The organism is Streptococcus sp. 27098_8_86 (genome assembly GCF_041432595.1).
GTDB classification, from domain to species: Bacteria; Bacillota; Bacilli; order Lactobacillales; family Streptococcaceae; genus Streptococcus; species Streptococcus pneumoniae_F.
The window spans coordinates 79,747-94,943 of sequence record NZ_JAPVZW010000006.1 but is presented as its reverse complement, the minus strand read 5'-3'; the positions used below and the strand labels follow the sequence as shown (position 1 = coordinate 94,943).

Annotated in this window: 19 protein-coding genes; 3 read left to right on the top strand and 16 right to left on the bottom strand. The window is 41.0% G+C overall.

Annotation, left to right across the window (positions count from 1 at the left end):
* Positions 1-139 precede the first annotated feature (139 nt).
* The 10 genes from O3616_RS06865 to O3616_RS06820 form a co-directional block, all read right to left on the bottom strand.
* Positions 140-757, bottom strand: a complete 618-nt coding sequence (locus O3616_RS06865; RefSeq protein ID WP_371638457.1) for a TIGR01906 family membrane protein — start codon at positions 755-757, stop codon at positions 140-142.
* Positions 747-1,520: a TIGR01457 family HAD-type hydrolase gene (locus O3616_RS06860; RefSeq protein ID WP_371638456.1), complete on the bottom strand. Its 774-nt coding sequence runs from the start codon at positions 1,518-1,520 to the stop codon at positions 747-749. The genes O3616_RS06865 and O3616_RS06860 overlap by 11 nt, the downstream gene beginning before the upstream one ends.
* Positions 1,521-1,530: 10 nt before the next feature.
* Positions 1,531-2,268: an acyl-ACP thioesterase domain-containing protein gene (locus O3616_RS06855; protein WP_371638455.1), complete on the bottom strand. Its 738-nt coding sequence runs from the start codon at positions 2,266-2,268 to the stop codon at positions 1,531-1,533.
* A 4-nt stretch (positions 2,269-2,272) separates the two neighbouring features.
* Positions 2,273-3,403: a radical SAM family heme chaperone HemW gene (gene hemW / locus O3616_RS06850; protein WP_371638454.1), complete on the bottom strand. Its 1,131-nt coding sequence runs from the start codon at positions 3,401-3,403 to the stop codon at positions 2,273-2,275.
* 83 nt (positions 3,404-3,486) lie between these two features.
* Entirely contained in the window at positions 3,487-3,876 is a 390-nt protein-coding gene (locus O3616_RS06845; protein WP_000517381.1) for a YtxH domain-containing protein, read from the bottom strand.
* A 15-nt stretch (positions 3,877-3,891) separates the two neighbouring features.
* Positions 3,892-4,275 carry a DUF948 domain-containing protein gene (locus O3616_RS06840; RefSeq protein WP_042750944.1) on the bottom strand — a complete coding sequence of 128 codons (384 nt, stop codon included), beginning with the start codon at positions 4,273-4,275 and terminating at the stop codon, positions 3,892-3,894.
* Positions 4,276-5,064 carry a prolipoprotein diacylglyceryl transferase gene (gene lgt, locus O3616_RS06835; protein WP_070482019.1) on the bottom strand — a complete coding sequence of 263 codons (789 nt, stop codon included), beginning with the start codon at positions 5,062-5,064 and terminating at the stop codon, positions 4,276-4,278.
* Positions 5,057-5,992 (bottom strand): HPr(Ser) kinase/phosphatase, encoded by a 936-nt coding sequence (gene hprK / locus O3616_RS06830; protein ID WP_000115157.1) that lies wholly within the window; start codon positions 5,990-5,992, stop codon positions 5,057-5,059. Before hprK ends, lgt begins: the two co-directional genes overlap by 8 nt.
* 130 nt (positions 5,993-6,122) lie before the next feature.
* Complete coding sequence (gene rpsU, locus O3616_RS06825) at positions 6,123-6,299, bottom strand: 30S ribosomal protein S21 (protein WP_000048054.1); 177 nt, start codon at positions 6,297-6,299, stop codon at positions 6,123-6,125.
* Between the two features lie 151 nt (positions 6,300-6,450).
* Complete coding sequence (locus O3616_RS06820; RefSeq protein WP_371638453.1) at positions 6,451-7,158, bottom strand: glucosamine-6-phosphate deaminase; 708 nt, start codon at positions 7,156-7,158, stop codon at positions 6,451-6,453.
* Positions 7,159-7,308: 150 nt separating this feature from the next.
* On the opposite strand from O3616_RS06820, the gene queA reads away from it, so the two are divergent.
* Positions 7,309-8,337 carry a tRNA preQ1(34) S-adenosylmethionine ribosyltransferase-isomerase QueA gene (gene queA, locus O3616_RS06815; protein ID WP_371638480.1) on the top strand — a complete coding sequence of 343 codons (1,029 nt, stop codon included), beginning with the start codon at positions 7,309-7,311 and terminating at the stop codon, positions 8,335-8,337.
* A 558-nt stretch (positions 8,338-8,895) separates the two neighbouring features.
* Complete coding sequence (locus O3616_RS06810) at positions 8,896-9,504, top strand: hypothetical protein (RefSeq protein ID WP_371638479.1); 609 nt, start codon at positions 8,896-8,898, stop codon at positions 9,502-9,504.
* 86 nt (positions 9,505-9,590) lie between these two features.
* Here O3616_RS06810 and O3616_RS06805 read toward each other — a convergent pair whose 3' ends face one another.
* The 6 genes from O3616_RS06805 to O3616_RS06780 all read right to left on the bottom strand — a co-directional run bounded on the left by O3616_RS06805 (position 9,591) and on the right by O3616_RS06780 (position 14,735).
* Positions 9,591-9,794 (bottom strand): hypothetical protein, encoded by a 204-nt coding sequence (locus tag O3616_RS06805; protein ID WP_371638452.1) that lies wholly within the window; start codon positions 9,792-9,794, stop codon positions 9,591-9,593.
* A gap of 90 nt (positions 9,795-9,884) precedes the next feature.
* On the bottom strand, positions 9,885-10,745 hold the full coding sequence (locus O3616_RS06800) for a YihY/virulence factor BrkB family protein (RefSeq protein ID WP_371638451.1): 861 nt from the start codon (positions 10,743-10,745) through the stop codon (positions 9,885-9,887).
* A 179-nt stretch (positions 10,746-10,924) separates the two neighbouring features.
* A complete protein-coding gene (locus O3616_RS06795) occupies positions 10,925-12,979 on the bottom strand; it encodes a cation:proton antiporter (RefSeq protein WP_371638450.1) in 2,055 nt (684 codons plus the stop codon).
* A gap of 11 nt (positions 12,980-12,990) precedes the next feature.
* Positions 12,991-13,245, bottom strand: coding sequence for a hypothetical protein (locus O3616_RS06790; RefSeq protein ID WP_371638448.1), 255 nt, complete (start codon positions 13,243-13,245; stop codon positions 12,991-12,993).
* Entirely contained in the window at positions 13,238-13,795 is a 558-nt protein-coding gene (locus O3616_RS06785) for a class I SAM-dependent methyltransferase (protein ID WP_371638447.1), read from the bottom strand. The genes O3616_RS06790 and O3616_RS06785 overlap by 8 nt, the downstream gene beginning before the upstream one ends.
* Complete coding sequence (locus O3616_RS06780) at positions 13,779-14,735, bottom strand: TIGR01212 family radical SAM protein (protein WP_371638446.1); 957 nt, start codon at positions 14,733-14,735, stop codon at positions 13,779-13,781. Before O3616_RS06780 ends, O3616_RS06785 begins: the two co-directional genes overlap by 17 nt.
* A gap of 91 nt (positions 14,736-14,826) precedes the next feature.
* Between O3616_RS06780 and O3616_RS06775 the strand changes: the two genes are divergently transcribed.
* The gene (locus O3616_RS06775) at positions 14,827-15,186 is read left to right on the top strand and encodes a DUF3397 family protein (RefSeq protein ID WP_004269933.1); all 360 of its coding nucleotides are present in this window, start codon (positions 14,827-14,829) and stop codon (positions 15,184-15,186) included.
* Positions 15,187-15,197: the final 11 nt, after the last annotated feature.

Below are 15,197 nucleotides of genomic sequence, written 5' to 3'. Positions count from 1 at the left end.
AGAAAAAAAGCCTATTTTTTCAAGAAAAATAGACTGTTTGCGAACGATTAACCCTTTTTGGATTTGATTAATTCATTCTTGACAATAGTTTCGAATCACATACCTAATTGATTTATGCAAAATAAGAATATCTTTAGTATTATTTCCTATGACTTTTCAGGTACAGAAAACCAAAGAAGCTTTCATAGAGGGCAAAAAAGAGGATGAAGGCATGAAGGAAAAAGGTCTCTGGCAAAATCAGAATAACAGGATCCTTGGCTGGATCAAAAAGCCAGGTATCATCTCCCACAAAGAGAATTTGATGAAAAAGGGTAAAGAATTGATCAAAACCAATCAAGACTCCCCCAAGACCAATCAGCAAAGGCAAGACTACTAGAGCTAGGAGACTTTTATAAAAGAGAGACAAAAAGCCCTTTTTCACAATCCTATTGACAAAGAAATAGAAACTTGGCAGGGTAACTAGAGCAACCAGCTGAACTAGGTGAAAGAGGTCCTTGACCACTGCAAAGTGATGCAGACCAGCTGCAGACGAACGAAAATCAGGCATCTCTAAGACTTGACTAAAAGGATTGGTCAGATAATTCATCAAAATATGAAAGTTGTATTGAATAGTTTCTGGTTTTAGATAAACTCGATCCGTCAAGTTCAGCCACTCAATCTCCAAAGGATAAAAAATCCAAGCCAAATAAATGGTCAAAAGGATTGAGAGGGAGAGGAGAAAGAGCATAGAGCCCCAAAAGGTTAATTTAGTTTTCATCAAAATCCCACTCCGCAAGGCTCGAAACAACATGAGTCGGTGCGATTGGCAGGTCTGCCACTTCTTCTGCCTTGGTAAAACCTGTTGTCACCAAGAGCGTTGGAATGCCATTGTCAATCCCTGCTCGGATATCTGTTAAATAGTTGTCCCCGACCATGATTAACTCTTCACGTTCCAAACCTAAGTGCTCAACCGCCTTATCCATAATGATGGCATTTGGTTTTCCAATATAAACAGGCTTCACTCGTGTTGCTACTTCAAGCAGGGTAATCAGTGAACCAGCACCTGGCAAAAGACCGCGTTCTGTCGGGATGTTGAGGTCAGGGTTGGTTCCGATAAAGTGAGCACCCTTTTGGATAGCTAGAGTTGCTGTCGCAAATTTTTCATAGTCGACTTGCCAGTCCAGACCTACTACCACATAGGCAGGATTATCCTTGTCTTCCACATAACCAGCCGCCTTGATGGCTTCCTTGAGCCCAGCTTCTCCGATGACATAGACGGTCTTTTCAAGCCCCAAGTCGTTCATATAGTCGATGGTTGCCAAAGTCGCGGTGTAGACAGTCGACAGGGGCGTATCAATATTAAAATTCTGAGCCAGCATCTCCTGAACACTCTCTGGAGTGCGGGTTGTATTGTTGGTCACAAAGAGATAGGGGATATCCCGCTTTTGCAATTCATGGACAAAAGCTTCTCCTGTTGGAATTCGATCTTTCCCCTTATAAATGGTTCCGTCTAAATCAATTAAATAGCCTTTATATTTCATCTATTTCTCCCTAATCCTTCTTCATTTCTTGCCAAGTGATGATAGCTTGGGCATTGGTAGCACCGTCGCTTGTAATCTCATGTTTGCTTTCCAGTCCAGTCCGTTCAACAGCCGATGTAATCACCCCACCTGGTCGAACTTCCTTGACATACTTGAGATTGATTTTCTTGGGAATATATTGGGTCAAAAAATCTGCTCCCATTACCTCAAAAATCCAGTCCAGATATTTACTGTTATTAACATGACCATTCATATCCAAGTCGTAAAAACGAACATGGTAATCCTTGCTGATTGGCGCTTCTAGATTTGCATACTTTGGTCCACGAATAAGCTTTTTATCAAACTCAGACTGGTAAGGAGCCACAATCTCAGGCTCGACAACATGAACTCTTCGACTGTCTCGGTCCATGAGAACAAAGGTCGCCATCATTTGAATGAGCTCCTGCCCCGTTTCATCACAAATGGTAAAGCGACGGTAGCAAAAGAGTCGATTGTAACTCAGGGCTTCCGTTTCGATAGTGATTTCTTCCGCAAAACGAGGCAAACGAACCACCTCAATATCGTATTCTGTGATAATCCAGACCAGATTATAGTCTTCCAAAATAGTCTTATCACTAACTCCCAACTCAATCGACTGCATCCCTGAAACTTGCAGAGACAGCAAAATCACATCTGGAAGTTTGATATGACCGTTCATATCAGCCATATCAAAAGGAATTTTCATTTTCATTTGATAAGTTAAGCCCATCATCCTACTCCAAAATAAATCGTTCTGCTACGGTGTCTCCCAAAAAGAGACCTCTTTTTGTCATGCGCACGCGATCACCGTCTATTTGCATGAGACCTTGTTGAACCAAGTCCTTGACAATTTCTCCATAAAGTCCATCAAAAGACCGTCCAAATTTTTCCTCAAATCGCGCCATGGAGACTCCTGATTTCTTGCGGAGGCCCAAGAACATTTCCTCTTCCATTTGTTCCTTTTGACTCAGGTGTTCTTCTGTGATCCGAGCATTGCCTTCCTCAACTGCACTGAGATAATGACGAATCGGGCCGTGGTTTTTATAGCGAACCCCATTGACATAGCCAGATGCCCCAGCACCGATGCCATAGTATTCAGCATTGTCCCAGTACATGAGATTGTGGCGACTTTCAAAACCAGGCTTTGAGAAATTGGAAATCTCATAATGCTCAAAACCAGCTCGCTCCAGCTCTGCGATGATATATTCAAACATCTCAGCTTCCACTTCCTCCTTAGGCAGAGGCAACTTCCCTCGTCGCATACGGTTCATAAAGACCGTATGATTTTCCAAAATCAAGCTATACAAACTCATATGAGGAATATCCAGCCCAATAGCCTTAGCCACATTTTCCTTGACCTGCTCCATGGTCTGACCAGGCAGTGCATAAATCAAATCGATGGAGATATTGTCAAAACCAGCCAGTTTCAGACGGTCGATATTTTCATAAATATCCTTCTCCAAATGACTGCGCCCAATCTTTTTCAGCATCTTGTCATCAAAGGTCTGCACACCTAGCGAAACACGGTTGACAGCCGAGTTTTTCAAAACAGCAATCTTATCCGCATCCAAGTCGCCTGGATTGGCTTCAATGGTCAACTCTTCTAAGACAGACAAATCCAAGTTTTTAGTCAAGCCCTTCAATAACACCTCCAGTTGCGAAGCTGACAAAGCTGTCGGTGTGCCACCACCGATGTAGAGGGTTCGCAACTTTTGAATATCATAAGATTGAAACTCTTCTAACAGATGTTCCAAATAACTATCTACCGGCTGATTCTTGATAAAAACTTTTGAAAAGTCACAATAATAACAAATCTGGGTACAAAATGGGATGTGCACATAGGCTGACGTTGGTTTTTTCTGCATAGTAATTATTATACCACAAAGACACGCTACGAGAAAAAAATCACCATCCCCAGACACATAGTCCGTCCAGAGATGGTGATGGTTTATTCTTCTGTTATGTCAATAACAATCTCTTCTGATTCATCAAGAGTTTCGGCCTTTTCTTGCCATTGCTCCTTGAGATTATTGAATCGATCTTTTGATGCTTCTGTCGCTTGGCGAGCACATGATTTGGCTTGAGCAAGTACACTGTCCACAGTGATTTCACCTGACTCAACCTGTTCTTTGGTTTTAAGAACAAAATCTGTAGCCTGCTCCTTAACTTCTGTCAGTTTTTCACAGACCTGCTCCTTGGCATACTCAGGATCTTCTCTCAAATCATCTAGAAAATCTTGAGCCTGACTGCAAACTTGTTTGCCCTTGTCGCTTGTTAAAAACAAGGCAAGAGCTGCACCTGAAACGGTTCCTAAAAGGATTGAGGATAGTTTACCCATAAGGATTCTCCTTTTTTATTTTTTGAAAAATTTACTTGCAAGACGAAGAGCTGACAGACTTGCACCAGTCTTAAATGTTTTTGAACCAGCTGATGAAGCTTTCTTACTCAATACACGCGCATGATCATTGAGGTCTGAAACAGATAGAGATAAATCTGCAACAGCACTAAAGAGTGGATCAATCGTTGCCACCTTGACATTGATATCATCTGCCAAGACATTGACCTTAGCCAGCAATTCATTGGTATGATGCAAGGTCACATCTACATCTGAAGTTAAGGTTTTAATCGTCTTCTCTGTTTCATCGATAACACGTCCAAGCTTTTGTACAGTAATGATTAAATACACTAAAAATACAATCAAAGCAAGGGCTACAAGAATATATGCAACTTCTAACATTTAATTTTCCTCCTCTGTAACATAGTAAGGGGCCTTCTTACGATTTTGATAAAGAATGATAAAAATACCCAATCCGATAAGAACAACTGAAAGCCATTGAGATACTCGAAGTCCAAAGAACATGAGGCTATCTGTCCGCATACCTTCGATGACCATGCGACCGAAACCATACCAAATCAAGTAGAAAGCAGTAATATGACCTCGTCTGAGGCTCTTCCATTTTCGTCTAAAAATCAGAATCAAGGCAAAGCCAAGTAGATTCCATAGAGATTCATAAAGGAAGGTCGGTTGACGGTAGCTCCCCTCAATATACATCTGGTCACGAATAAAGCCAGGTAGATAATCCAGATTATCCACTGCTGCACCATAAGCTTCTTGGTTAAAGAAATTACCCCAGCGGCCTAGACTTTGGGCAATCATGACGCTAGGTGCCGCAATATCTAGAAAATCCCAAGTATTGATGAGTTTACGATCAGCAAAGATATAGAGGACAAGAGCCCCAGTTATCAAACCACCGTAAATGGCCAAACCACCATTCCAAATGGCAAAAATTTCTCCCAAGTTCTGACTATAGTAATCAAAACGGAAAATAACATAATAGAGACGAGCTCCTAAAATAGCCAAGGGAAAGGCTATCAAGATGAAGTCTAAAATATCGTCTGGTATGATCTTCTTTCTAGGTGCTTCTTTCATGGTCAAATAAACCGCAAGAATCAATCCTGTCACAATACACAAGGCATACCAACGAATGGCTAGAGGGCCTAGATGAATAGCAATTGGATCAAGCATTAGGCACCTCGTTTTGAGCAATAAGATTGGTCAAGCGTTCTTCGAATAAACGCGTCGCATCAAAGCCCATTTCCTTGGCACGATAATTCATGGCAGCTGCCTCAATCACGACAGAAATATTACGACCTGTTTTAACTGGGATACGGATACGAGGAATGGATACGCCAGAAATTTCAAGTTCCTCTGCATTGTTTCCAAGACGATCAAAAGTTTTATGTGTATCGTAATTTTCCAAATAAACAGCCAGCTGGACTTGTGAAGAATCCTTGACGGCACTCGCACCATAGAGGCTCATGACATCGATAATCCCAACCCCACGAATTTCAATCAGGTGTCTCAAGATTTCAGCTGGTTCGCCCCAAAGAGTAATCTCATCCTTGGCAAAGATATCGACCCGGTCATCAGCTACCAAGCGGTGGCCACGTTTGACAAGCTCTAGACCTGTCTCACTCTTACCGATGCCACTATCACCCTGAATCAAGACACCCATTCCATATATATCCATCAAGACACCGTGCACACTGGTCCGTTCTGCCAAACGAGAATCCAAATAACTAGATAATTCTCCAGATAAACGACTTGTCGCTGTACGGCTGGTTAAGATGGCAATCTTACATTCTCTGGCTGCCTTTAGCATCTCCTCTGGAACTACCAAACCACGAGCAACAATGACCGCAGGTGTCTCAGGTAGAAACATTTTTTTCAAGACTTGGTAACGGTTGTGAGAGGACATCGAAACGAGGTAGGACCACTCCTTCATTCCCAAGAGCTGGATTCGCTCTGGAGTGTAGTAGTCAAAATAACCCGTCATTTCAAGACCAGGTCGCGTAATGTCCGCGGTATTAATTTCCTTTTCAAGTAATTCTGGTTCGCCATAGACAATGTCTAGTCTAAGCTTTTCAATCACTTCTTTTACTAAAACCGACATCATTTCCTCCTTCAAATGAGTTCTTCTCTCTATTATATCAAATTGTAGGAGGATATTTGAGATTTTTGCAGGCTTTGTAGTATTTATTTAAAAGAAAAAGGACTAGATTTCTCCAGCCTTTCATTTCTAATTAGAATTTTTTACGTTTACGAGCTGCTTCTGATTTACGTTTACGTTTTACAGAAGGTTTTTCATAGAATTCACGTTTGCGTGTTTCTTGAAGAGTACCAGCTTTAGTAACCGCACGTTTGAAACGACGAAGTGCGTCGTCAAGAGATTCATTCTTACGTACTACTGTTTTAGACATTTTTTTCACTCCCTTCAAGTTCAAGATCTATTCTATTTTACACGTAAAAGGAATAATTGTCAAGAAAAAATGCGGGTTAATTTTGATTTTTTCTTCCATTTATACAAGAGTTTAAAGCACTCAGATAGAAGAAACTGAAGGGTTTCGTTTTTTATTTTTCAAGCAAGCTGAGCGCTTCAGCATCCGCAATAATAGTCACATCAGGGTGATTTTGTAAGCTACTTGCTGGTAAGTTCTCAGTCACTGGGCCAGACACTGTTCCGGCAATGGCTTCTGCTTTCGACTCACCGTAAGCAAAGAGAAGGATTGACTTGGCATCCAAGATATTTTTTATCCCCATTGAAATGGCTTGGGTTGGAACGTCTTCAATCTTGTCAAAGAAGCGAGCATTAGCTTCAATAGTAGACTGGTCAAGTTCGACTAGGTGTGTTTGACTGTCAAATGGAGTGCCTGGCTCATTAAATCCGATATGTCCATTGCGACCAATTCCCAAGATTTGAAGGTCAACTGGATGGTCAGCCAAAATTTGATTGTAGCGTTCTACTTCTTCTTCAGCATTGTCCTTAACCCCACGAGGCAAGAAACTTTCTTTAAATGGTTTTTTGTTAAACAAATTTTCTTGCATAAAGTAACGGTAAGACTGTGGGTTGTCCCCATCAAGCCCTACATATTCATCAAGGTTGACACTGGTTAGGTTTGAAAAATCGAGGTCACTCTCAACGATTTCCTTGTAAAATTCAAGTGGGCTACTTCCTGTCGCAAGTCCTAGGGTTTGAGCTCCATTGGCCAATTTTTCCTTCAAAATCTCAAAAGCAACTTTTCCACCTTCGATTTGGTTTTCAACTTTAATAACTTTCATCTTTTTATCCTCCGTTTCAATCTATATTTATTATATGGTATAGACCAATTTTTGTCAAGTGAAAACGATTTAATTTCTAAAAAAAGAGCGACTATACTTGAAACATGTTATAATGGATAAGATTAGAACTTAGAAAGAATGAACAGATATATGAATACAGCTGATTTTGATTTCCACTTACCCGAGGAATTAATTGCCCAAACGCCTCTTGAAAAACGGGACGCCTCTAAACTCCTCGTTGTCAACCGTGAGACGGGAGAAATGCAGGATAAACACTTCCACTCTATTATTGATATGCTGGAACCTGGTGATGCCCTTGTCATGAACGACACCCGAGTTCTTCCTGCCCGCCTCTATGGTCAAAAAGAGGAGACAGGAGGCCATGTGGAACTTCTCCTGCTCAAAAATACTGCTGGTGATGAGTGGGAAGTCCTGGCTAAACCTGCCAAACGCCTCAAGGTTGGTACTCGTGTCAGCTTTGGCGATGGTCGTCTCAGCGCTGTCGTGACGGAAGAATTGACCCACGGGGGCCGTATTGTCCTCTTTGAGTACCAAGGAATTTTCCTAGAAGTTTTGGAAAGTCTGGGAGAAATGCCTCTGCCGCCTTATATCCACGAAAAATTGGATGACCGTGAACGTTATCAAACCGTCTACGCCAAGGAAAGTGGCTCTGCTGCTGCACCAACTGCTGGTCTTCACTTCACCAAAGAACTGCTGGCAGAAATCCAAGCCAAGGGTGTTCATCTGGTCTATTTGACTCTCCATGTCGGGCTCGGAACCTTTAGACCTGTTTCTGTGGATAATCTGGACGAACACGAAATGCACTCAGAATTCTACCAGCTTTCTGAGGAAGCAGCTGCCACCCTTCGCTCTGTTAAGGAAAATGGTGGTCGTGTCATCGCTGTTGGAACCACTTCTATCCGCACCTTGGAGACTATTGGTTCCAAGTTTGATGGGCAAATCCAAGCAGATTCTGGCTGGACCAACATCTTTATCAAACCTGGCTATGAATGGAAGGTTGTCGATGCCTTTTCAACCAATTTCCACCTGCCAAAATCAACTCTGGTCATGTTGGTTTCTGCCTTTGCAGGCCGTGAATTAGTTTTAGATGCTTATCACCACGCTATTCAAGAACACTATCGCTTCTTCAGTTTTGGCGATGCCATGTTTATCTATTAATTTTCATAATCAAAAAACGCATATTATCAGGCATTATCCTTTGGTGCTCTAAGCTTTTCTAATGATAGACAAAGTCTGAAAAGCTCTCAGAATCGTTGTCTCAGCACCAAAAATACGTGAAATTTGCATAATTAAAATAAATTTCAGGGGGAGTTATACAAAAAAACGACGATTTAAATCGTCGTTTTACTGAGATAAATATACAATCTTTTTTTGAAAATACGTCTATTTATTTTTTATTGTTTTTTATTGTAAAGTAGACCCAACCGAATGAACATAGGTTGTAAAAAGCAAATGAAAAAATTGCGAGGATAATAGCTTCTGTGTCTAAATAACCCATTTCGAGACCTCTTTTCAACAACAACAAGCCTGTAGTTTCGACAAAGATCAAAAATAAAAATATATAAAAAATTTTCACATTAAGCATATTGTTATCGCTTTCTTTTTATTTGGTTTTATTGTATAACAAAAGTTGAAAAAAATCAAAAATACAAAGGAGTTTCCGTTATGTCTAAGATGTTTAAATGCATGTGTTTGCTAGTTATGTCTGTTTTCTGTATGTCTAGCATTTCCCCATCGCTTGTTGTTTTTGCTGATGATAGCTTATCGGCAAACTCTAAAGTTGTATCTGGTGAGACTCAGTTTAAGAATGGCTCATCAGTGCGGTTCGGAGATACGCAAGTAAATATTTTAAGCGATGAAGTTCTTGAGGTGGTCAATCCAGATGGAAGTGTAGACACTATTGAACAACGTGCTGATGGTGTCTATATCAATGGGTCATTTTATATGGCTTATCAAAAGAATGAAATCGACCTAAATATATCTTTTAGATCATACGATCCTAATGTTTGGAATTACGTCAACACAATACATGGGAATAAACTAGCCAACACATTCGCTAACTTCATGATTGATTCTGGAATAACCGCGATGTTTGGCCTTATAGGTTCTATATTGGGTGCCCCATGGGGTGGCATAATTGGTGGAGCATATTTTGGTATACAAGCTTATCAGTCTTACTTGGATTCACAAAGCCCATATCCATACTACATAACAAGTACTTATATCCATATTTCTCAAAGAAAATGGAAGTTTATCACTGAATTCTATAGAAACTCAGACTATACTGGGTATGTAAAAACCGAAACAACCTACGTGAATTTCTAAAATATAAACCCTGCCTTTATATATAGGCAGGGTTTATATTTTAGTTAATTGCTCAAGTAATTTGTAAGCATAATACTTGCGAAGCTCTATTTGTTCAAGCGGTTCAAAAGTTCTTGTTTTTTAGCCTCAAGCTCAGCTCTCCTTTGCTCGATTTCTTCACGTTTTTGGGCGATTTCTGCTTGCGTCTCGGGAGTTTCCAAAGTGCCTTGCGACTTGTGAAATTCTACTAGCATATCAACGATTTTTGGGTCTAATTCGTTGACATAATCAGGATTTGACCATTTCGGCACGTTGCTTGCAGGTGCTTGCTTTTGTCGCCTTTTTGGGGTCAGTACACATCAACCTTGATATTATGCGTTTTGTAATGAATTAAAAATTCGTTAGTCTTTTCTAAAATTCAGATCTTTCAAACTCTGCACACTGGCATTAATCACCGCGCCGACAATTAAAATCTTAGCGATGAGAATAAACCAGAACATCATGACCACCACGACGACGGAACTGAAAAAACGCACGTCCACTAGGTGATTGACATAATTGTTAATATAGACTGAAAAGATATTGAGCAGTAAGACCAGAGTCAACAAGACAAAGGCACTACCTGGCAATACAGAGCGAATCCTTCGCACCTTAACATTGGGCAGGAAATAATAAAGCATGACCAAGATTGCAAAAATCAGGGCATAGACCAAGGGGCCTGTCAGATCCTGCAGGTAATCAAAGAGAGGACTATCTGATTTCCAGTAACTTTTGATAAGGTTGAGGAGCATACGGCCAAAAACACTCAGAAAGAGAGCCAAGGCAAAGAGAATCTGCAAGCCAAAACTGACAAACAAACTCATAAGCTGATGGGAAATCATCCCACGATTTTTTGCTACTCCGTAAGCTTTATTAAAGGCTTTCTGTAAGAAATTCATGGATTTTGAAAAGGTCCAGAGGGCTGACAAAACCGCAAAACTCAATAAGCCCGTTGAAGGTTGGGTTAGCACTTCTGTAATAATCTTTGCGACTACATCATACATGGTTTCCGGCAAAAATTCATTGACAACCTTTAAAAAATTAGAAACTGGAATCTGAAAATAAGGGAGGATATTAACCACCACCAAAAGCAGGGGAAAAATCGAAATCAACCAATAGTAGGCTACTGCGACACTGGTCAACTCACTATCCGAGGCTTGATAATAATGCAAAAAAGCTTTTACTAAAGGCCTGTCTATCAGCTCTTTCCACCACTTCTTCATGTCACGCTCCTTCACTTACAATCTTATACTCAATGAAAATCAAAGAGCAAACTAGGAAGCTAGCCGCAGGTTGCTCAAAACACTGTTTTGAGGTGGTAGATAAGACTGACGAAGTCAGTTACATAAATCTACGGTAAGGCGACGCTGACGTGTTTGAAGAGATTTTCGAAGAGTATTAACTAATTTCTTCTTACCAATTCCACCATATCATAAGGCAGGGTATTGGCAGCTTCCTTGAGAGAATAGTTCTCTAAGTTATTCACATTTTGTCGTAACTTCTTGGCATACTTGGTCGTAATCAATCGTTTTTCTTCGTATTCGAAAATCAACTTGCGCTCTAGATAGTAGCCTCTCAGCATTTCATCGATATTGTTAGGTTTGACACGATTGATAACCCGTTCGACAAAGGCACCACTGGTGATGATAGCTGTTTCACGGAGACGAGAATCCTGCATGAAGCTGATTAAAGAGCTCTTATAAACCCCTTTTAGGTTCTCCAAACTTTCGATAATCATCTCTGTATTTTCTAGATAAAGCTCTGCAATTTGATCATAGTCAAGGGCTCTGAGTTTCTGTGATTCTTCATTTTTCCAACTGCGGAAGGTCTTGCCAAAGGTAAAGACTTCATGAAGGAGAAAACGTAAAATCCGCAAGGAGACAAGGAAGTAATAGGTCAATCTTGAAGCAAACTTGCGATTGATACCTTGTTCCATGTTTTTCAGATAACGTTGGTAAACCCGATAAGCACGCTCACTCATCTTGCCTTCCTCGTAAGCTTGTTCCAAACCATCACTTTCAATACTGAGGATAAGAAGTTTCAAGGCCTCCCAGTCTTCTTGAGCCCCCTTATTTTCTTGACTCAGGATGAGATTTTCAATACGACCATGGTAATTGTCAATAGCCGCATAGAGGGGAAGTTTATTTCTGGTGTCTTCCAACTCTTTTTCCAACTCTATCGTTACTTCATTCAAAATGGCGATATGCATGAGATAATCCTTGCTTTCTTCCTGTTCATCAGAAAGATGAGGTAAGACCAAGAGACCTGTTAAAAAGCTGACAAGCGTCACCCCTGCGACAAGGAAAAGCAAGATTGGATATTCCTGCTCTAGATTACTTGGTATCAGAAGAATCGTAGCAATGGACACCGTTCCCTTGACACCTGAAAAAGTCAAAAGAAGCATGTCCTTCATATACTTATTTAACTTTTTCTTGAGGCGTCGAGTCCTGTAGGCATAATAGCCATAGATCATGACAAAACGAATGGCAAAGAGGACAAAGGTAAGGGCTATAAGAGATACCAATAAAAGTAAGGGATTATAGATCGGATTGGTCAAGATAGGCTCTGCTATCATTTCCAACTCTATTCCCAAAATCACAAAGACAGAACCGTTGAGCATAAAGGTTACTGTATGCCAGACTGTCTCGGTCACCGTATCCACTTGGGCTTCGAGAAGCGTGATTTTCTTAAAGCGACTTGCCTTTAAAATCCCCGCAACTACAACGGCAATAATCCCAGAAACGTGTACTTCTTCTGCTAGAAAGAAGGTCACTAGAGGCAAACTCAATTCCAGAAGGAGCTCACTAGCTATATCCGTTGCGCGCACACTTAACAAAAAAGTATGGAGGAAACGATTGGTCATGGCTGTTAAAAAGCCAATCAGAAAACCACCTAGAATTGAAAAGATGAGCGAGCTACTAGCTTGCCCAAGGGAAAAGGCTCCAGTTGTCCAAGCTGTCAAAGCTACCTGAAAGGCCACCAATCCCGAAGCATCATTCAAGAGTCCCTCACCCTTGAGGATATTGGACACGCGCTTAGGAAAGCTAAAGCGCTCCGAAAGAGAGGCAAAGGCCACCAAGTCCGTAGGGCCAAGGGCTGCCCCAACAGCCAAGCAAGCTGCCAAGGGAAGGCTGAGCCAAAGAAGATGAGCCAAGCCACCCAAACTCAGGGTCGAGATGAAAATCACTGGAAATATGAGATAGACAATGATTCGCCAGTGTTTTAAAATAGCCGTAATATCTGCTTCTTCGGACTCTCGGAAAAGCAAGGGCCCGATAACCAGAGCCAAAAACAACTCCGTATTGAGATGAAAGTCAGTATTTGGTAAAAAGAGACCAATCACAATTCCCAAAAGAATTTGAACCAATGGAAGCGGCAAAAAGGGCAGGAGCTTATTGGTTGTACTTGAAACAATCAAGACCAGTAAAAATAGGATGAGGTAAATCAGTAATTCCACGCAATTCCTCCTTAGTCTTTTTTACAACAGGATTCAAATATCTCCTTCTGCTCTTTGATTTTTTGATCAACCTTGGAACAGTCCTTGTGCTCAATTTTTCTCTGGCACCGTTCCATTTCAAGAGCTACTAATTTTTTCTTGATTTTAAGCATTTTTTTGCTCATATGCGCTTGGTCTAACACCCCCACCGCTCGTTCGTGGTGGGTTGATTCAACAAAATTCTGGCGCATGGCATCCAGCTTTTCACGTAGGTATTGTTTATCCATGTCTATATCTCTCTAATTTTTCAATCATCACTAAAAATGGTGGGTTGTTGACTTGGTTTAAAGTTCGGTAAATGGCAGCTGTGTACTCTTGTTGCTTCAACTGACTGACAAAATCCAAGACAGCATCCCTCTCGAGGTCGCCTCCTTCATGCCCATAGTAGATCATGATGGCAATCCGTCCCCCTTTGACAAGCAAATGACACAGCTTTTCTAAGGCTTCAATCGTTGTCTGAGGTTGGGTAATGACTGACTTATCAGCTGACGGCAAATAGCCCAGATTGAAAATTCCTGCCTTGGCTTCTGTCACAAACTGGTCCAGTGTCTCATGGCCTTGCAAGATTAACTGGGCATTTGTCAGGCCAGCTTGGTTCAAACGCTCTTGCGTCTTTTCCAAGGCTTGCTCCTGAATATCAAAAGCATAGACTTGCTTAGCTAGCTTGGCTAGAAAAAGCGTGTCATGACCATTTCCCATGGTCGCATCCACTACGATATCGTCTTTTGTCACTACCTCAGCCAAAAAATCATGTGCCATCTCAAGTGGTCTTTTCATTTTCAAACTCCTGTTTTACAGCCTTGCATCCTTGAACACTTCCACGACGTCGCATCTCCATCTCAATGCTGTTGAGGACTTCCCATTTATTGAGGCTCCACATAGGCCCAATCAGCATATCTCTAGGTGCATCTCCTGTGATTCGATGGATAACGATATGCTTGGGAATGATTTCCAATTGATCGCAGATGACCTTGACATACTCGTCCTGACTCATCAGTTGCAAGCGTCCTTCGTGGTAATCTCGTTGCATACGAGTATTTGTCATAAGATGGAGCAAATGCAGTTTAATCCCTTGAATATCGTTATCCGTGACACAGCGACGGACATTTTCAATCATCATCTCATGGGTTTCACCAGGCAAGCCATTGATCAAATGAGAAACAATCTCAATCTTGGGATACTTTCTCAAACGCTTGACCGTTTCCACGTACAATTCATAGGAATGGGCACGGTTAATCAGGTCAGAGGTTGCTTCATAAGTAGTCTGCAAGCCCAATTCAACCGTCACATGCATGCGCTCCGACAACTCAGCCAAATATTCGATGGTTTCGTCTGGTAAACAGTCTGGCCGTGTTCCGATATTGATTCCTACTACACCTGGCTCATTGATGGCCTGCTCATAGCGTTCCCGAATGATTTCCACCTTTTCATGGGTATTGGTAAAATTCTGAAAATAAACCAGATACTTCTGAACATCTGGCCACTTGCGGTGCATAAAGTCAATTTCCTTATAAAATTGCTCACGAATAGGCGCATCTGGTGCCACAATGGCATCTCCAGAACCGGAAACCGTACAAAAAGTACAGCCCCCATGAGCCACAGTTCCATCACGATTGGGACAGTCAAATCCCGCATCAATAGGGACTTTAAAGGTCTTTTCTCCAAAGAGTTTTCGATAATAATCATTCAAGGTGTTATAAGATTTCATAACTTTCATTATAACAAAAAACAACCACAATCTCAAAAGCCTGACTTTCCTATAAATTCCTCTGTTTCTCGTTTCCATTAGCGATTTTTTATGATACAATATGGATATGATTTTAATGAAATTAGCATCTATTTTATTATTGATACTGACCTTAGTAGTCTGCATTATCATAACCAAACTTTTTAGATTAAAAAAATTAGGACGAAACTTTGCGGATTTGGCTTTTCCAGTCTTGGTATTTGAGTATTACTTGATTACAGCTAAAACCTTTACCCATAATTTCCTCCCTAGACTAGGCCTAGCCCTCTCTCTCCTAGCCATTATTCTCGTTTTTTTCTTCCTTTTGAAAAAACGTAGCTTTTACTATCCTAAATTCATCAAATTTTTCTGGCGTGCAGGATTCTTATTAACCCTTGTCATGTATATCGAGATGATTGTTGAATTGTTCTTAATGAAATAATTGAATCCCTA